An 18608-nucleotide genomic window follows, 5' to 3' on the forward strand; every position below is an offset into this window, starting at 1 on the left:
TATCTATCTCAGAGAAGAAATATATCTGTCTGAATTATTCGTAGTTATGGCAACGGATAAAGTGGTCGTCAGCCAATTGTCTTATCTCAGGGAATGAGCCTGCACATCTCTCGCTTGCCTTAGGGCAACGAGGTGCAAAAGGACACCCTACGCTATCTGGCTTCCAAAGCGGGATTTCACCCTTCTTCGCGTCCAGTTCACGGCGACCACCGCGACCAGGTTCTGGCACTGCTGACAATAATAGCTGTGTATATGGATGTTGAGGTGTTTGTGTCACTTTGTCACTGTTGCCCCACTCAACCATATGCCCTACATACATTACTGCAGTTTTTTCAGCAAAGTAGCGTGCTGTTGCAATATCGTGAGTAATGTACATAAATGAGATGCCGTGCTTGTCTTTTAGGTCTGACATTAGGTTCAAGATACCGAGTCGAACCGACACGTCTAGCATTGAGATTGGCTCATCAGCCAGGATTACCTCAGGGTCTACCGCAATCGCACGAGCAATAGCAACACGCTGACGTTGACCACCACTTAATTCATGCGGGAACTTCTCTGCGGTCTCTACTACTGGAGACAGACCAACTAGCTCAAGTAATTGATAAACAAGGGTATCAATGTTCTCTTTGCCTACACGATCATGGATCAGTAGAGGGCGAGCAATGTGATGATAGATAGAATGTACTGGGTTTAGAGAGCCAAATGGGTCTTGGAAGATCATCTGAACCTGACGAGCATATTCTAGGCTACCATTCTCTTTTATGTACTCAGCAATAGGTTGACCTTTAAAATCGATCTGGCCACCGGTTGCTTCATAGATACGAGTCAGTACGCGAGCACCAGTACTTTTTCCAGAGCCTGATTCGCCAACGATGGCTAGGGCTTCACCCTTGCATAGGTCAAATGACACATCATTAACCGCACGCATGTACGCATCTTTCTTCTTGCTGCTGCCAACAGGAAAATCTTTGATCAGATTCTTAATCGAAAGAATCACTTCAGGGTTTTTAGTTTGCATATCTTTCCCTTTTCGTCTCAATTACAGCAAGTTACATGCAGCATGGTGGTGTGGTAGCACTTCAACAAGTTGTGGCTCAGTCTTTTTACATTCAGCAAAACATTCGCTACAGCGTTCTTGGAAGTTACAGCCTTGCGGTATTTTCAGGAGGTTTACTGGGTTACCAGGAATACCGTGCAAGCGTGTTTTAGGTCCGTGAATACTTGGGAACGAAGAAACCAAACCCTTGGTGTATGGGTGGACTGGGTCGCGGAATACTTTCTCTGCATCACCAATCTCAATTAGGTTACCGGCGTACATGACACCAATGCGGTCTGCAATCTCACCCATCAAGCTCAAGTCGTGGCTTATGAAAAGGATAGAGAAACCAAACTTGGTTTTGAGGTCGTACAACTCGTTTAGAATTTCGCGTTCAACAACCACATCTAGAGCGGTTGTTGGCTCATCCATGATGATTAACTTTGGCTCAAGTGCTAGAGCAACAGCGATAACAACACGTTGACGCATACCACCGGATAACTGGTGTGGGAAGCTCGACAAGCGATCTCCGTGAATACCAACGATCTTTAGTAGCTCAACCGCTTTTTCACGAGCTTGTTTTAGCGTGACTTTTTTATGGGCAATGATGACATCGGTTAGCTGCTCACCAATGGTGATTACAGGGTTCAATGAGTTCATTGCACTTTGGAATACCACTGAGGTTTCATTCCAGCGGAACTCACGCAACGCCTTATCATTCATTTTCAGAATGTCAGTACCCTTGTAAAGAATTTCGCCTTCAGAGATAAGCGCTGGTGCTTTGTGTAGTCGAGCGATAGCAAATGCTAGGGTACTCTTACCACAGCCAGATTCGCCGGCGATACCCAGGGTTTCACCTGGTTTAATTTCTAGGCTGACATTGTTTACTGCGCGTGCCACGCCGTTTGGCGAGACGTAATCAACACATAGGTTGTTAATTTCTAATAGAGGTTGTTGGTTCATGCTAGGCCTCGACGTTTGTCAGCGTCTTTTTTCATTTTCGCCCATAGCTTCATATGAGCACCAGTTTTCAGTTTCGGGTTACTTACTTGGTCAATAGACATGTTGATAAGTGCTAGTGCACCACCAGTAATCGCTAGAGCCATCGCAGGAACAATCATTTCCCACCAAGCGCCCGTATAAAGAGCAGCAGAGGTTTGAGCCCAGTACAGCATTGAGCCCCAGCTCACTTCAGTTGAGTCACCCAGACCTAGGATACCAAGACCTGCTTCAGCACCCATTGCGTAGATTACTGCGCCTAGGAAGCCACCAAAAACGATAGAAGTCAGGTTTGGTAGAATCTCAACAAAGATGATTCGCATCTTAGATTCACCCATTACCTCAGCAGAGATGATGTATTCTTTGTTTCTTAGTGCCATGGTTTGCGAACGGATTACACGTGCCCCCCATGGCCAGGATGTGAGTCCGAGTAGTAATGTGATGACTATGGAGCTGACCTGTCCGAGGAAGGCGGCGAGTACTATCAATAACGGTAACTGAGGGAATACCAAGAATACGTTAGTAACGAAGTTCATCCACTCATCAACCTTGCCACCAATGTAGCCAGAGCTCACACCCACTATAACAGCGAGTGTCATAGCGATGATGCCAGCAGATAGAGCAACCGTTAACGATTTCTTGCCGCCGTGCAGTACTTGACTGTAGACATCACGACCGCTTCGGGTGGTTCCCATAATATGTTCAGCACTTGGCTCTTGGTGTGCACGAGCAACGCGTTTTTCTGGGTTGTGAGTAACCAATACTGGTGAGAATAGCGCACCAGCTAGGATGATTGTAATTAGGAAAGTACCAATAATTGCTGGTGGGTTTCCGTTGAAGAAGTCTTGTAATGTGCCCTTCAGTTTACGCAATGTCGATGCCAGACCTCGCGCACGCCCAGTAGGGAATTCAGACGTATCTATATGTGCAGTTAACTTTTTCATTATCAAACCTTATTCGTCAATGCGAGGGTCTAGCCATACGTACAGTAGGTCAGCGATGAAGTTCGCCGTCAGTACTGCAGTCACTAAAATTAGTAGAATTGCTTGAATCAGAGGGTAGTCACGCGCTGTGATGCCCTTTAGTAGGATATTGCCAAGGCCTTGGTAGTTGAACACAACCTCTGTAAGGATTGAGCCAGCGAAAGAGAAACCAATTGCCATCGCAATCGCAGTTGCAACAGGAAGAATCGCATTACGCCCAGCGTAACGGTACATAACACGGAAGCTTGATAGACCTTTTGCTTCAGCCATTGTTACGTAATCTTCACCTAGTACGTTGATCATTGCGTTACGCATGTTGAATACCCAGGTTGCGATGCCGACGAGAATCATCGAGCCCATTGGAAGTACGGCGTGTGTTGCTACGCTGCTAATAAACTCCCACGTAAAACCAGGGACAATCATTGGGTCATAGGTGTAACCCAAAGGGAACATTTCTAGCTGTAGAGCAAAAATGTAGAAAAGAAGTAGTGCGGTAACCACGTATGGGAAGTTACTGATAAACGCTAGTACCGGTGGCACGATTTGACCAAATAGGCCTTCACGGCGGTAAGAAGCGTAAGTACCGATGCTAACACCGATGATAAGAGCAACGATTAGAGAGCCTAGTGCTAGGAACATAGTCCACGGTAGAGCCATCCCAATTACTTTCGTTACTTCAGTTGGGAACATGAGCACTGATGGGCCAAGATCAAGGGTGAATACACTCTTGATGTATGCAATGTATTGTTCAAACATGCTGCCATCAACGAAGCCGTACATTTCTTTTACAGCGTCCATCTGGGCCATGTCCATTTTGCCACCAGCAGCCGCAAATAAAGCATCAACAGGGCTACCAGGCATAATTCTTGGTAAGAAGAAGTTGAATGTTATTGCGACAAAGAACGCCGTCAAATAGAAGCTAAATCTACGGAGTATAAAATTCATAGGGATTTCCTGAGAATGGAGGACTACCGAAACGGCAGTCCTCAATGGGGTTTTTAATTATTTAGTGTGAAGGTGATCTAGGATCTTCACTTTTTTGTCCGCTTGGTAGTAGTTAGGGTGGATGTATGGGTTTTCAGCATCCGGCCAGCCTACAACGTTCTCTGTGCGGTATTGGAACCATGTTGGGTTAGAGAATAGAGGAATGAACGCAACTTGTTCCGCTGCAAATTGTTCTAGTTCCTTCAGGATTTCAAGTTGAACTTTCTCATCTGTAGTTTGAGTAAATGCGTCAATCTTGTCAGAGATTTCTTGTGAGAATATGCCGTGACCTGCATGCCAGCTCTTACCTACAGCACTTGCTGAGAAGTAGTCTTGGTATGCTTGGATAGGGTGTGCGTTGTTGGTGTTTGACCAGTTGATAGAGATGTCGTAGCCACCTTCTTTCAAGTTCTTGTCATATACAGACCAGTCAACAGTCTTCACGTTTGCTTTAACGCCAACTTCTTCGAAGTACTCAGATACCATTTGCACGGTTTGAACCCAGTCAGTCCAGCCATTTACTACTTCGATATCAAACTCAACGTTTTCGCCGTTTGGCATGTTACGGATGCCGTCACCATTGGTGTCTTTTAGGCCAGCTTCGTCTAGAAGACGGTTTGCTTCGTCAAAATTATAAGTAGAGTATTTCGCGAATTTCTTCTCGATATCTTGGTTAACGTACGCTTCAAAGTACTGGCCTAAACCGCCCATGTAGTGGTTAGCTGTTGGGTAGCCGTAAGCTGCGAATTCAACAATATCTTCACGGTCAAGTGCCATAGAAAGTGCACGACGTACATTTACGTCATCCAGTGGGGCTCTTTTCGTGTTTAGGTAAAGTTGGATAGCATCGTTCGCTGGGTACCAGTAGTGGTTGTTCTCTGGATCGCGTTCAACGAAGGTTTTATCGATGTCAGCAACAAAGTTTGATGCCCAATCGATTTCGCCTTTCATAAGCGCAGCTTGGATTTGCGAGTTATCGTTGTAAGAACGCGCAGTAATACAATCTAGGTATGGACGGCCTTGCTCTGCTTGCCAGTAATGAGGGTTACGACAAAGTTTGATTTGCTGAGGAGTCATAAGAGCTACCTCAGTCATAGGACCGTTACCAACAGGGTTAGGGTTGGTGAAGGTAGTTAGGTTTTCTACTTTGCTCCACACGTGCTTAGGAACGATGTAGTAATCTTTAAGACCCCAAAGGAAAGTAGAGTCTGCTTTAGCCATCTTGATAACAACAGTCGTGTCATCAGTCGCTATTACGCTTTCAGTGTAACCACTCCACATGCCTTTAACGTCAAAAGCTTTATTATCTTTAGTTAGTACGTAGCTGTATGCAACATCTTCAGCAGTAAGAGGTTTGCCATCAGACCATTTTAGGTTCGGGCGAACCTTGATAGTGATGGTCATTAGGTCTTCAGATTGGGTGATAGACTCAGCGATACGAGGCTCAATCTCACCAGTTTTGCCGTTATGGATGAATAGTGGCTCGAACATTGTTCCAGCAACGATATCTTTTTGGGTATAAGGGTTAAAGTTTTCAACAAAACCAGTGCCAATCGCAGGTACAGTAATCTCACCGCCTTGCTTAATTTCTGTATTGGCGAAGGTAGCCCCTGTAGCGAGTAGTCCGACTACAAGTGATGCCACTGCAGTTTTATTTAACATATCTTTTATTCCTCGTTGTTACACTTCAATGAAGAAAGTATGAAAGCGCTTTCTTTTGTGAAGCGTAGGGTTAAGAACCGATTAATTATTTTGTGTTTGTTTCGTAGGGTTTCTAAAAGAAGTATCGCTCGTGAAAGCGCTTTCTTTAGCGAGTAAGTTACGACTTCTTCATCAGCAAAACAAACATCATTCTGGTAAAACCTGTTCGATCTCACGCATATTTCACGAACCAATGACGAAAGTTTGATCTGCTGCAAGATTTATATATTTGTATGATTTGTACGCAAATCCGATTGAATCTTAAACGGAAACGCTATCTACGAAGGCAGAAATGCTTAGTTACATTTGCTCACTGAATGAGTTAAATCATTGCCACTAGAGCGCTATTGAATCTGGTTTGCGTTGTAATTGGAGGGGAATGTTCGTATTCTGCTCGGCAACGCTATTTGTACGACTAAAATAAGATTGCGCTAAGGAAGGAATCGGCTCAGGGATCTGTTTAGCAATTGTGATAACCCCAAAGTGAGAAATATGCCTAAATTAAATCTACATCGCAGTGATTACACCTCATCTCTCAATTCTGAGCTTGACCCTTCACTCCGTAATGAGGCTTTGCAACCTCACTTTGATAAGCCCAAAAGAAAGATAACTAAGAGCCCGTATTTGACTGAGAAAAATGTCCAGCGACGTTGGGCCTCTCTTGATAATGATGATTCTCAAAAGCATCTCTTAGATGAACATACTCAGCAGCACATGTTGGAGTACTCAAAGAACATTGAGCATTTCATTGGCACGGTAAAAATGCCAGTAGGCATGGCTGGCCCATTGCGAATCAATGGCTTATTCGCTCGCGATGACTTTCTGATTCCTCTAGCCACCACAGAGGCTGCGTTAGTGGCATCCTATAACCGTGGTTCTCAATTGCTTACTGCTGCTGGTGGCGCTACGGCTATGCTGCTTAATGAGGGTGTGACTCGTACCCCTGCGTTTGCCTTCTTTGATATCAGTGAAGCAGGGCAGTTTGTCGCTTGGGTGGTGACTCAATATGCCACCTTTAAGTCAATTGCCGAACAAACCACTTCTCATGGCAAGTTAACGGACATCAGTGTCAGCATTGAAGGTAACCATGTTTACCTCGTATTTGAATTCCTTACGGGGGATGCCTCGGGCCAGAATATGGTAACGATTGCTACCAATGCGGTGCTTGAATACATCATGGCACATACGCCGGTTGAGCCAGAACACGCCTTCCTTGATGGAAACCTTTCTGGGGATAAAAAAGCCAACGCACAAACACTGCGCAGCGTTCGCGGTAAAAAGGTGACGGCAGAAGCGCATATTCCAGCAGAGTTGGTCGAAAAGTACCTACATACTACCCCTGAGAAGATGATGCAGTTTGCGCAGATAACAACCGTCGGTGGAGCGTTAAGTGGCACTATTGGTATCAATGCCCATTATGCTAATGCATTGGCTGCTCTTTATATCGCATGTGGTCAAGATGCCGCATGTGTGGCTGAATCTGCAGTGGGTATGACGCGATTGGAAGTGGACAGAAATGGCGATTTGTATGCCAGTGTGACCCTGCCCAACTTAATGGTAGGAACTGTGGGTGGTGGTACTGGATTACCCAGTCAAAAGGCGTGCTTAGATTTAATGGGACTGCATGGCAACGGAAAATCACAGGCTCTAGCCGAGGTTGCCGCGGCTCTTTGTCTTGCTGGAGAGCTTTCTATTGTCGGCGCGTTTTGTGCTGGGCACTTTTCTCGTGCCCATCATAAGCTAGCGCGAAAATAGCGTGCTAGGCAGCCTTACGTTTAAGTTGCTGGATAACCAGTCCAGCAACGATCAACACCAAGCCAAGTAAGGTTGAGATATGAATCTCTTCTCCTAAGATTTGCGATAACAAGATCAGGGAAATGAACGGAGAGATAAAGATGAGATTGCTGATCCTTGCGGTGTTTTGTGTGGCTTTTAGTGCACCCAGCCATAAAACAAAGGTAATCCCCATCTCAAACAGGCCAACATAAGTCACTGCTAGCCAGCCCTTAGTGCTGATATCCCAAGCGGCTCCTTCCCAAATAGAGAGCGCTATGGTGAGTGGAATCGCCACTAGGAACCCAAGCAGTACGGCAATAACAGGATCGGCTTTATTCTTGGCGTTCAAGATCCAGTAACCCGCCCAAAGCAGGGTAGACAGCAAGGCTAAACCAACCCCTAGCGGGCTCTCAAACTGTAAACCCAGCACATCCCCTTGTGTTGCAATGACCACCACACCTAAATAGCCTAACGTACAAGCAATCCAGTCTTGAGTTCGAATCTTTTGCCCCAAAAATACCGCCGCCATCAAGGTCAGGGTAATGGCCCAGCTGTAATTGATCGGTTGTGCCTGCGAAGCGGGTAAAAGGTCATAGGCCTTAAACAAGATCAGATAGTAGGCGAGAGGATTAATCAGACCTAACATCAAGTAGTAAAGTGGATTTGCGACAAAGGTTCCGACGATGGTATGGGTCTTTTTTTGATAGACACAAACAAGCAATAGGGCAATCGCAGAGACTATGCTGGCACAGGTGAGCATCTGGATTGGCGTAAACTCAGCAAGGGTGAGTTTGAATGCGGTGGCAACAGTAGACCACAGAAGGACTGCACTGAGCCCTAATATAAGCGCTTTGCGTTCGTTCATGAATGACTCAAAGTGTTAAATAAAAGAAAAGATAAAAGAGGGCTCAGTCTATAGCCTTTGTGGGTGTGCGCCAATATACAATTTGTTTGGTTTAGTCGTGTATTTTCACTTGCTGTGGTGCATCTATTCACACTTATGCAAACCTTATGAGACTGCGAGAGACTTCAGCAAAGACAAGCGCTGATGTATGCAGTAAACTTGGCCATTCGTTTGCAATGCAGTTTGCTAGCGTAGCCGGGCGGCTTTCGTCGTGAATACACTTTCACCAGCCCTCGTTTGGAATACGACTTCAGAGATAGAACATGGATATGAGCGTTAAAGAACCCCAAGATCAAGCCTCGCAAGATACTACTCACTTTGGTTTCAAGACTGTCGCCAAAGATGAAAAGGTCACTAAAGTAGCAGAGGTATTTCATTCGGTAGCAAGCAAGTATGACCTGATGAACGACCTCATGTCTGGTGGTGTTCATCGCTTGTGGAAACGCTTTACCATCGACTGCAGTGGCGCTCGCCCTGGGCAGCGCATATTGGATCTCGGTGGCGGTACTGGCGACCTAACAGCTAAGTTTTCGCGCATTGTTGGTGATAACGGACACGTGATCTTAGCGGATATTAACAACTCAATGTTGAACGTAGGTCGAGACAAGCTAAGAGATGTTGGTGTTGTTGGCAATGTCCACTATGTACAAGCTAACGCAGAAGAATTGCCGTTTCCTGATGATTACTTCGATTGCATCACTATTAGTTTTTGCCTGCGCAATGTAACTGATAAAGATAAGGCTCTACGCTCTATGTATCGCGTATTGAAGCCGGGCGGTCGCTTGCTAGTGCTTGAGTTTTCTAAGCCAGTCTTGGACCCATTATCTAAGATCTACGATACCTATTCATTCCATATCCTGCCGAAGATGGGCGACATCATAGCGAACGATTCAGAGAGTTATCGTTACCTAGCGGAGTCTATTCGCATGCACCCAGATCAAGAGACCCTTGAAGGCATGATGCAACAGGCAGGCTTTGAGCAGACAAACTACTACAACCTGACAGGCGGTATTGTCGCACTGCACCGTGGTTATAAATTTTAGTGGGATGCCAAGATGCCTATTGATGCCTTAGTGACAGCCGCCGTTGAAACCTCATTCAACGCCTTGATAAAAGAACAACCGGAGAGCCAAAAGCAATTGGCTCGCCTTAAAGGCTCTATTATTCGACTGAATATCAAAGAGTTAAATAAAAGCCTGATCTTTGTGTGCAGTCAGCAGGTTGATGTGTTGGCTGAATTTGAAGGGACGCCGGATTGCGAGCTTACTTTAAGCCTAACGGCTCTGCGAGATTTACAGCAGCAAGCCAATATCAATGACCTATTCAAGAAAGATAAGCTGTCAGTCTCTGGAGATATGCAGGTAGGACAGCAATTCGCGACTCTAATGCAATTGAGTAAGCCCGATGTGGCTGAGATTCTCTCCAAAGTGCTGGGAGATGTGGCAGCACACACCCTAGTCACTGGCGCTAAAAACGGTTTGTCGTTTTTTCAGCGTAATGCTCGTAAGCACTCGACGCATCTCAAGCATGCCATTACAGAAGAGTGGGAGTTGGCGCCATCACCGTTGGCCGTTGCCAGTTTCTGTGATCAAGTCGATGACGCTCAGGCAAAACTACACTCTCTAGAACAACGCTTATCGCGTCTAATGGAGACGGAATGACCCCTTCTGAGCTAAAACGCCTCTATCTTATTACTCGAGTTCAATTGGAATATGGCTTAGATGAGCTTATCCCTGAACATGAGCTGGCGAAGTTTCCACGACTAGCGCGAAAGGCTCTTTTTTGGATCAAGAATAAACATCCAGAGAAAGAGTTAGGTCATCGAATGCGCCTAGCGTTACAGGAGCTGGGGCCGGTATGGATTAAGTTTGGGCAAATGATGTCCACGCGCCGAGACCTATTTCCTCCGCATATTGCCGACCAACTTGCCTTGTTGCAGGACCGCGTAGAGCCATTTGATGGTCACCTGGCGAAGAAGCATATCGAACTGGCTCTAGGTGGCCCTATTGAAAAATGGTTTGATGACTTTGATATTGACTGCCTTGCGTCAGCATCAATTGCACAGGTACATACCGCTAAGCTGAAAGAGTCAGGCCGAGAAGTGGTACTTAAGATCATTCGTCCAGACATTCGCCCAATCATTGATGCCGACGTTAAGCTTATGTTTCGTATGGCGAAACTGTTGGCTAAAGTCGCACCAGAGGCACGTAGATTACGACCTATCGAGGTGGTGGCTGAATACGAGAAGACGCTACTTGATGAGCTCGATCTACGCCGTGAAGCGGCCAATGCTATGCAGCTTCGCCGCAATTTTGAAGGTAGCGAAGAGCTGTATGTTCCAGAGGTTGTGGTTGATTTAAGCAGCAAGAATCTCATGGTTTCTGAGCGTATTTATGGTATTCAAGTCTCTGATATTGAAGGGCTTGAAGCTAATGGCACCAACATGAAGTTGCTTGCTGAGCGCGGAGTGACAGTCTTCTTTACCCAGGTATTTAGAGACAGTTTCTTCCATGCCGACATGCACCCAGGCAATGTGTTTGTCCAGTATTCACACCCTGAAAATCCGCAATGGATTGGCCTAGATTGTGGCATTGTGGGTACGCTTAATGCCGATGATAAGCGCTATCTAGCGGAAAACTTCTTGGCGTTCTTCAATCGTGATTACGGTAAGGTCGCGCAATTGCATGTGGACTCTGGCTGGGTTCCAGCAGACACCAATGTACAAGAATTTGAGTTTGCAATTCGTATGGTGTGTGAGCCTATTTTTGCCAAGCCATTGTGCGAGATTTCATTTGGGCACGTATTACTAAACCTGTTCAACACCGCGCGACGCTTCAATATGGAAGTTCAGCCACAATTGGTGTTGTTGCAGAAAACCCTTCTCTACGTAGAAGGATTAGGCCGACAGCTGTACCCTCAATTAGATTTATGGGCGACGGCCAAGCCATTTCTTGAAAAGTGGATGGGCGAGCAAGTAGGTCCGCAGGCGGTAATCAACTCTCTTAAAGAGAGAGCACCGTTTTGGGCAGAGAAACTCCCTGAATTGCCTGAGCTGTTGTACGACAACCTAAGGCATGGCAAGCAATTGTCTAGAAAAGTCGAACATTTATATGAGGGATATCGACAAACGAAGAGACAACACGCCACTGGCCAATTTATGTTTGGAATAGGCGCTACATTTATCGTATGCTCGTCCATACTTTATGTTAGTGATAACCCATTGATTTCTTCAGTGGTTGGCGGGGTCGGATTGTTGGCTTGGCTTTTAAGCTGGCGCACTTACCGCAAGTAATTATTTATAGAATGGAAACAAAGGTAATAACACATGGGTGGAATTAGTATTTGGCAACTTCTGATCATTGCTGTGATCGTGGTTCTGTTATTTGGTACCAAAAAGCTTCGCGGTATTGGCGGCGATTTGGGTTCTGCGGTTAAAGGCTTTAAGAAAGCAATGTCTGATGAAGACGCTGCAGCGAAAGATTCAAAAGATGCCGACTTTGAGCAGAAGAATATCTCTGAAAAGAACACTTCTGAGTCGAAATCAGCAGAGCAGAGCACTGAAAAGCCAAAAGATAAAGAGCAGGTTTAAACCGTGTTCGATATAGGTTTTTGGGAACTGATACTGATCTCTGTATTGGGGTTAGTGGTATTAGGGCCCGAGCGTCTTCCTGTGGCTATTCGTAGTGTTGCTCGCTTTGTTAATTCAGCTAAATCTATGGCAAGTAATGTTAAAGATGAGCTAGATCATGAGCTTAAAATTCATGAGCTTCAGGAAAACCTGAAGAAGGCAGAAAAGATGGGAATGCAGGATATGTCTCCTGAATTGCGCCAGTCTGTCGAAGAGTTAAAAGAAGCAGCTAAAAGCGTTCAGCAACCTTATAAGTCCTCAGAAAACTCTGTTGAATCGCCTTCTCCTAAGTCACAAGATTAATCAATAGGGGCACATTCGCCCCTTTTGTTATTTATAGAGGTTTCTATGTCTTCGGTTGATTCTAACCAGCCATTGATGAGTCATCTGATTGAGTTACGTACCCGATTATTGCGTGCTATTGGCGCTGTAATGGTCGTATTTCTGTGCCTGATTTATTTCTCCGGCCATATCTATGAGTTTGTATCCGCTCCCTTAATCGACCGATTGCCTGAAGGGGCGACGATGATAGCGACAGATGTTGCGTCACCGTTCTTCACTCCATTGAAATTAACGCTAATTTCGTCTGTCTTTGTTGCGGTGCCGTTTATTCTCTATCAGGTGTGGGCGTTTGTAGCACCGGGCCTGTATAAGCATGAGAAGCGCTTGGTGATGCCATTGCTGTTCTCTAGCTCATTATTGTTTTACTGTGGTGTGGCGTTCGCGTATTTCGTGGTATTCCCATTAGTGTTTGGCTTCTTTACTGCTATTTCCCTTGGTGGGGTAGAGTTTGCCACTGATATCTCAAGCTATCTCGATTTCGTATTGGCATTATTCTTGGCCTTCGGTATTGCTTTTGAGGTGCCTGTTGCGATTATCTTGCTGTGTTGGACTGGTGCAACGGATGTTGAAACGCTGAAATCGAAAAGACCGTTCGTTGTTGTCGGCGCGTTTGTTATCGGCATGATGCTGACACCTCCAGACATTATTTCTCAGACATTACTCGCGATACCTATGCTTCTTTTGTTTGAGGTAGGTCTGTTCTTTGCTCGCTTCTATACCCGTCCAGACGAGGAAGAAGAACAAGAGTCTTAATGACAGCCACTCATTATCAGAGATAAAAAAATCCCCAGCATTGGGGATTTTTTTATAGGTGGAAAAACTATAGATTGAACAATTTGATTGCATTGCTAGTGGTAATGTTATCCACCTCTTGGATGCTTAACTCGCGATGTTCAGCCACACGCTGGGCAACCAATTGTGTATAGGCGGGTTCATTCCTCTTACCGCGATGAGGCACTGGAGCAAGATAAGGACAGTCCGTTTCTAGGATGACATATTGCATATCCAAGTGTGGAATCACCTTATCCATACCGCCATTTTTGAAGGTTGATACACCGCCTAGCCCTAAGTGGAAACCAAGGTCATTGATGGCTTTAGCTTCTTCGATGCTTCCGCCAAAGCAATGGAAGACACCACGTAATGAGCCATCTTGCTCTTTGCTAAGTAGTCCTAGTGTTTCCTCGATGGAATCACGAGTATGAATGACCACGGGCAGGTCTTTCTCTTTTGCCCAGTTTAGCTGAGTGATAAAGGCATACTCTTGCTCTGTTCGATAAGTTTGGTCCCAGTACAAATCGATTCCAATTTCACCGACAGCGATAAATTCATGTTTGTCATACCAAGAATGAATAGTTTGCAATGTTTGCTTGACGTCTTGATCTACATAACATGGGTGTAAGCCCATCATAGAGCGACAGATGGTAGGAAATTGAGCTTCGGTGGCGAGCATGGGCTCTATGGAATCAAGGTCAATGTTTGGCAGTAATATTTGCTGAATGCCTTGGGCTAATGCTCGCTGAACAACCTCTTCACGGTCTTGGTCAAATTCGCTCGCGTATATGTGTGCATGGGTATCAATCATAATTAAAATTTAGCTTAGCTGTCTGTCGTTTCAGTATACCACCTGCTAGCAGGCGCAACATGCGGTGCCAGCATTTAGCGGTGTTCACTGGGCCCTTGAAGATGAAATGAAAAAACCCACTTAGCATAGGCCAAGTGGGGTATCGATTATCGACAAATTAGTTCAGAAGAGAATTGCCGAAAAATTAGGCTTTCTCGGCGGCCATAGTAGGCGCTGGATTGCGAATGAGATGATCAAAAGCCCCTAAGCTCGCTTTTGCTCCTTCACCCATAGCAATAATGATTTGCTTATATGGCACTGTAGTAACGTCACCTGCAGCAAATACCCCTTTCATAGTCGTTGCACCATGCGCATCGACAACGATTTCGCCGCGAGGGGAGAGTTCTACTTGAGTCTCTTTTAACCACTCACTGTTTGGCATTAGACCTATTTGAACAAAGATACCAGCCAATTCAATTTGCTTTAACTCATCGGTATTACGGTCTTTGTATTCCAGACCTGTAACACGGTTACCATCACCGAGAACTTGAGTTGTTTGTGCCATTTTGATGATTTCAATGTTTGGCGTAGTATTCGCTTTGTCGATTAAGACTTGGTCCGCACGTAATGTATCGGCAAACTCCAGAACCGTAACGTGTTCAACGATACCGGATAGGTCTATTGCTGCTTCAATACCAGAGTTGCCTCCTCCAATTACAGCGGTTTTCTTGCCTTTAAATAATGGACCATCACAGTGTGGGCAGTATGCAACCCCCTTGTTACGATATTCTTGTTCACCAGGGACATTCATCTCACGCCAGCGTGCACCTGTACTAGTGATCACAGTTCGAGAACGCAATACCGCACCACTGTCTAGTTCGACGTGGATGTAGCCATCATTGGTGTTTTCAGCATCAATGATGTTTGCAGCGCGTTGTTCTGTCATGACTTCAACACCATACTCTTTTACGTGCTCTTCGAGGCTCGCAACCAGCTTTGGACCTGTGGTTGCTTTTACTGAGATGAAGTTTTCAATTGCCATGGTATCCATGACTTGTCCGCCAAAACGATCAGCCACCACGCCAGTGCGAATCCCTTTACGTGCTGCATAGATAGCGGCAGAAGAACCAGCAGGACCACCACCCACAACCAATACGTCAAAAGGCGCTTGTTGGCTAAGGCTTGCCGCTTTCTTTTCTGCTGCGCCAGAGTCGACTTTATTTAGGATCTCAGCCAGAGACATACGACCTTGACCAAACAGTTCACCGTTCACAAACACACTCGGTACCGCCATGATATCGCGAGACTTCACTTCATCTTGGAAAGCGGCGCCGTCAATCATAGTGGTTTTAATTTGTGGATTGATGGCTGACATCATATTGAATGCTTGGACTACTTCTGGGCAGTTCTGGCATGACAGAGAAATAAAGATCTCAACCTCAAGGGGCTGGCTTAGCTCTTTTATTTGCTGGATAGTTTCGGCTTCAAGCTTAATAGGGTGACCACCACTGTGCAAAAGAGCTAAAACAAGGGATGTAAACTCATGTCCCATAGGTAGACCTGCAAATCCAATAGAGGTTTGTTTCTCCGGATTTACCACTTGCATGATTGGTTTGCGGCTGCTTGAGTTGTCATCGCGAACCACGTCAATTTTGTTGGTCAACGATGCAATATCATTGGCTAGCGCTTGCAGTTTATTCGCGGTTTCACTGCTATCTAAACTTAGCACCAGCTGAACATTTGTTTTTAGGTTTTCAAGGTATGCTTTTAGTTGTTGCTTCATTGCTTGATCTAGCATGGTCGGCCCTATTATTTATTATTCTCAGATTCTTTGTGATGCGCTTTGTTGCGCTGTTGAGGTCATATTGCCGTTAATCTAACGATAGGTAAAATCGAATGTTTCTATTAAATCGGTAGGTAAAAACTATTGATAAAGGTAAAAAAAAACCACCTCCGAAGGAGATGGTTTTGCATTAGGGTGGTACACCAAGCCCTTAGGAGCAAGGGCAAGGTGTACCCATGGACTTCTTTAGATTTTGCCTACTAGGTCTAGAGATGGTGCTAGAGTTTCTTCACCTTCTTTCCACTTCGCTGGGCAAACTTCACCTGGGTGAGCGGCAACGTACTGTGCAGCTTTTACCTTGCGTAGCAGGTCTTCTGCATCACGGCCAATACCTTCAGCAGTGATTTCCATTGCTTGGATAATACCTTCTGGGTCAACTAGGAACGTAGCACGGTCTGCAAGACCTTGACCTTCACGCATTACACCAAAGTTGTTTGTGATGTTGCCAGTTTGGTCGCCTAGCATGTAGTAGTTGATCTTACCGATTGTCTCAGAGCTGTCGTGCCATGCTTTGTGAGTGAAGTGAGTATCAGTTGATACAGAGTAAACTTCTACGCCACGGCTTTGTAGCTCTTCGTAGTGGTCAGCTAGGTCGCCAAGTTCAGTAGGACATACGAAAGTGAAGTCTGCAGGGTAGAAGAAGAATACTGCCCATTTGCCTTTAACGTCTTGCTCAGTTACTTCAACAAAATCGCCATTTTTGAATGCTGTGGCTGTGAATGGTTTAATTTCCGTATTGATCATAATTTGCTTCTCTCTAATTAGTTGTTTGTTAGCGCTCCGTTGCGCTGATGGAGTTATATTGCCTCTAAACTTTAAATTGATAAATTCGATTGTTTCTATCGATTTAGTAGGCAAAAACTATCAAATAGAGCAAGCTTGATTGGATTGATGCTGATTCGCTATAAAAGTGCTTCTCATTTTTTATATGCAGAGCAATTAAATATCACGGTAAGTGGTATGATTTACCTCAGTATTAGATAGACAAGGAACGTGTTGTGTCCGCACTTATTCAAAGCTCATTTCCATTGCGCCGTATGCGCCGTATGCGTAAGCATGATTTCAGTCGCCGCTTGATGGCAGAAAACAAGATCTCTGTGGATGACCTCATTTATCCAATGTTCATTCTTATGGGTAAGAACCGTCGTGAAGCCGTAAAGTCGATGCCTGGCATTGAACGCCTATCTATCGACCTTATGCTAGAAGAAGCAGAAAGACTCGCGAACCTAGGTGTTCCGGCTATTGCACTGTTTCCCGTAGTGAATCAGGATGTAAAAAGTACGTGTGCGGCCGAAGCTCATAACCCTGAAGGTTTAGTGCAACGAGCGGTACGCCTGCTAAAAGAACACATCCCGCAGATTGGCGTCATTACCGATGTTGCGCTCGATCCATACACCACCCATGGTCAAGATGGCATCATTGATAACGACGGGTATGTATTGAACGATGAAACGACAGCAGTGCTGATCAAACAAGCACTGTCTCACGCTGAAGCGGGTGCAGATGTTGTTGCACCATCCGATATGATGGATGGTCGTATTGGTAAAATTCGCGAAGCACTGGAAAAAGCGGGCTATATCCATACTCAGATAATGGCTTACTCCGCTAAATACGCCTCCAACTACTACGGGCCCTTCCGTGATGCAGTGGGTTCTGCGAGCAACCTAAAGGGTGCAGACAAGAAGAACTACCAAATGGACCCTGCTAACAGCGATGAAGCCCTGCATGAAGTGGCGTTAGATATTGCTGAGGGTGCAGATATGGTGATGGTTAAGCCTGGCATGCCCTATCTAGATGTGGTTCGCCGAGTGAAGACTGAGCTACAAGTGCCAACCTTTGCCTACCAAGTTTCTGGGGAGTATGCGATGCATAAAGCTGCTATTCAAAATGGCTGGTTGAAAGAGAGAGAGACGGTACTAGAGTCCTTGCTATGCTTTAAGCGAGCGGGCGCAGACGGTATCCTAACCTACTTTGCAAAAGATGTAGCTGAGTGGCTAGCTGAAGAAAAGTAGTTACACATAAAGTTGTTATTGTTTAAGGCCCTCGTAATGAGGGCTTTTGTATTTATTCCTATCCCACAAAGGGTGAGATATGTCGATTTTGGTTCGTGAAGGCTCTTTGCAAGAAGCCTTAAAGGTAATGAGCAGTATTCAAGAGTTTGCTAAGCCAGAGGGTATTGAGTCATTGTCTTTGCGTCTTGGTGATAAAAAGCAGTTGGTGCTTGTTGCCGAAGAAGAGGGCGCTTTACTTGGCTTTAAGATTGGATATGAACAAGACGACAGTACCTTCTATAGTTGGCTTGGTGGTGTGAATTCGCAGGCGAGAGGCAAAGGTGTCGCGCAGAGCCTATTAGTTGAGCAAGAGCATTGGGTTGCGAATGAAGGGTATTCTTGGCTAACGGTTAAGTCGAGAAACCAATTTTCTTCTATGCTTCGATTGTTGCTGAGAAATGGTTATTGGATCGAAAAGTGCGAGCCTTACCCAAACCCTCAAGAAAATAGACTTTACTTCCGAAAGTCCATGTTGACTGAAAGTTAGTCGACTCTTTGAGAGGCGTTTGTTGCGCAACAAAAACCTTCTATCTTTATCTCTCAAAATTTTTTTCCACATACAATGATCACGCCAAGATCTTATTCTGGATCGATAGATCTATATTAAGTTATTGTATTTTAAGGTTTTTAATCTTAATTTTTTGATTTTATCTACAGGCTTTTTCATCAGGTAAATAATTTGCACACAAACTTATCCACAGGCAGGGGTGGCGCAAGGGATAATTTTTGTGGGCGCAAATAAGGGTTATCTAGATAAGCAGACAGACTCGTGGCATCCTATACCTAAGTTATTCCCTTCT

General features: G+C 45.2%; 18 protein-coding genes. 9 read left to right on the plus strand and 9 right to left on the minus strand.

Annotated elements, in window-relative coordinates:
- Positions 1-34: 34 nt before the first annotated feature.
- From D5I41_RS08565 to D5I41_RS08585, 5 genes are read right to left on the minus strand one after another with little or no spacing between them, the layout of a single operon-like run.
- Positions 35-1018: an ABC transporter ATP-binding protein gene (locus D5I41_RS08565; RefSeq protein WP_119009452.1), complete on the minus strand. Its 984-nt coding sequence runs from the start codon at positions 1016-1018 to the stop codon at positions 35-37.
- A gap of 21 nt (positions 1019-1039) precedes the next feature.
- Positions 1040-1999 carry an ABC transporter ATP-binding protein gene (locus D5I41_RS08570; RefSeq protein ID WP_119009453.1) on the minus strand — a complete coding sequence of 320 codons (960 nt, stop codon included), beginning with the start codon at positions 1997-1999 and terminating at the stop codon, positions 1040-1042.
- Positions 1996-2979 (minus strand): ABC transporter permease, encoded by a 984-nt coding sequence (locus D5I41_RS08575; protein WP_119009454.1) that lies wholly within the window; start codon positions 2977-2979, stop codon positions 1996-1998. Before D5I41_RS08575 ends, D5I41_RS08570 begins: the two co-directional genes overlap by 4 nt.
- A gap of 9 nt (positions 2980-2988) precedes the next feature.
- Complete coding sequence (locus D5I41_RS08580) at positions 2989-3963, minus strand: ABC transporter permease (protein ID WP_119009455.1); 975 nt, start codon at positions 3961-3963, stop codon at positions 2989-2991.
- Positions 3964-4020: 57 nt separating this feature from the next.
- Positions 4021-5664, minus strand: a complete 1644-nt coding sequence (locus tag D5I41_RS08585; protein WP_119009456.1) for an ABC transporter substrate-binding protein — start codon at positions 5662-5664, stop codon at positions 4021-4023.
- 531 nt (positions 5665-6195) lie between these two features.
- On the opposite strand from D5I41_RS08585, the gene D5I41_RS08590 reads away from it, so the two are divergent.
- Positions 6196-7458, plus strand: coding sequence for a hydroxymethylglutaryl-CoA reductase (locus D5I41_RS08590; RefSeq protein WP_119009457.1), 1263 nt, complete (start codon positions 6196-6198; stop codon positions 7456-7458).
- A 4-nt stretch (positions 7459-7462) separates the two neighbouring features.
- Here the strand turns inward: D5I41_RS08590 and D5I41_RS08595 are convergent, their stop codons facing one another.
- A complete protein-coding gene (locus D5I41_RS08595; RefSeq protein WP_119009458.1) occupies positions 7463-8344 on the minus strand; it encodes a DMT family transporter in 882 nt (293 codons plus the stop codon).
- 308 nt (positions 8345-8652) lie between these two features.
- Here D5I41_RS08595 and ubiE point away from each other — a divergent pair, with 308 nt between their 5' ends.
- The 6 genes from ubiE to tatC are packed head-to-tail and all read left to right on the plus strand — an operon-like array spanning position 8653 to position 13106.
- The gene (gene ubiE / locus D5I41_RS08600; protein WP_102549833.1) at positions 8653-9426 is read left to right on the plus strand and encodes a bifunctional demethylmenaquinone methyltransferase/2-methoxy-6-polyprenyl-1,4-benzoquinol methylase UbiE; all 774 of its coding nucleotides are present in this window, start codon (positions 8653-8655) and stop codon (positions 9424-9426) included.
- 12 nt (positions 9427-9438) lie between these two features.
- Positions 9439-10044, plus strand: a complete 606-nt coding sequence (locus tag D5I41_RS08605) for a ubiquinone biosynthesis accessory factor UbiJ (protein ID WP_119009459.1) — start codon at positions 9439-9441, stop codon at positions 10042-10044.
- A complete protein-coding gene (ubiB, locus tag D5I41_RS08610; protein WP_017033023.1) occupies positions 10041-11675 on the plus strand; it encodes a ubiquinone biosynthesis regulatory protein kinase UbiB in 1635 nt (544 codons plus the stop codon). The genes D5I41_RS08605 and ubiB overlap by 4 nt, the downstream gene beginning before the upstream one ends.
- A 33-nt stretch (positions 11676-11708) precedes the next feature.
- On the plus strand, positions 11709-11972 hold the full coding sequence (tatA, locus tag D5I41_RS08615; RefSeq protein WP_119009460.1) for a Sec-independent protein translocase subunit TatA: 264 nt from the start codon (positions 11709-11711) through the stop codon (positions 11970-11972).
- A 3-nt stretch (positions 11973-11975) separates the two neighbouring features.
- Complete coding sequence (gene tatB / locus D5I41_RS08620; protein ID WP_017029336.1) at positions 11976-12314, plus strand: Sec-independent protein translocase protein TatB; 339 nt, start codon at positions 11976-11978, stop codon at positions 12312-12314.
- Between the two features lie 45 nt (positions 12315-12359).
- Positions 12360-13106 (plus strand): twin-arginine translocase subunit TatC, encoded by a 747-nt coding sequence (tatC, locus tag D5I41_RS08625; protein ID WP_119009461.1) that lies wholly within the window; start codon positions 12360-12362, stop codon positions 13104-13106.
- Positions 13107-13173: 67 nt separating this feature from the next.
- On the opposite strand, the gene D5I41_RS08630 is transcribed toward tatC, so the two are convergent.
- The 3 genes from D5I41_RS08630 to ahpC form a co-directional block, all read right to left on the minus strand.
- Complete coding sequence (locus D5I41_RS08630) at positions 13174-13935, minus strand: TatD family hydrolase (RefSeq protein ID WP_119009462.1); 762 nt, start codon at positions 13933-13935, stop codon at positions 13174-13176.
- A gap of 184 nt (positions 13936-14119) precedes the next feature.
- Positions 14120-15712 carry an alkyl hydroperoxide reductase subunit F gene (gene ahpF, locus D5I41_RS08635; RefSeq protein ID WP_119009463.1) on the minus strand — a complete coding sequence of 531 codons (1593 nt, stop codon included), beginning with the start codon at positions 15710-15712 and terminating at the stop codon, positions 14120-14122.
- Between the two features lie 231 nt (positions 15713-15943).
- Complete coding sequence (ahpC, locus tag D5I41_RS08640) at positions 15944-16501, minus strand: alkyl hydroperoxide reductase subunit C (protein WP_119009464.1); 558 nt, start codon at positions 16499-16501, stop codon at positions 15944-15946.
- A gap of 254 nt (positions 16502-16755) precedes the next feature.
- Here ahpC and hemB point away from each other — a divergent pair, with 254 nt between their 5' ends.
- Both hemB and D5I41_RS08650 read left to right on the plus strand, forming a co-directional pair.
- Positions 16756-17769: a porphobilinogen synthase gene (hemB, locus tag D5I41_RS08645; protein ID WP_119009465.1), complete on the plus strand. Its 1014-nt coding sequence runs from the start codon at positions 16756-16758 to the stop codon at positions 17767-17769.
- A 79-nt stretch (positions 17770-17848) separates the two neighbouring features.
- Positions 17849-18295, plus strand: a complete 447-nt coding sequence (locus D5I41_RS08650; RefSeq protein ID WP_119009466.1) for a GNAT family N-acetyltransferase — start codon at positions 17849-17851, stop codon at positions 18293-18295.
- Positions 18296-18608: the final 313 nt, after the last annotated feature.

It is taken from the genome of Vibrio superstes, from assembly GCF_003569005.1.
Classification (GTDB): Bacteria; Pseudomonadota; Gammaproteobacteria; order Enterobacterales; family Vibrionaceae; genus Vibrio; species Vibrio superstes.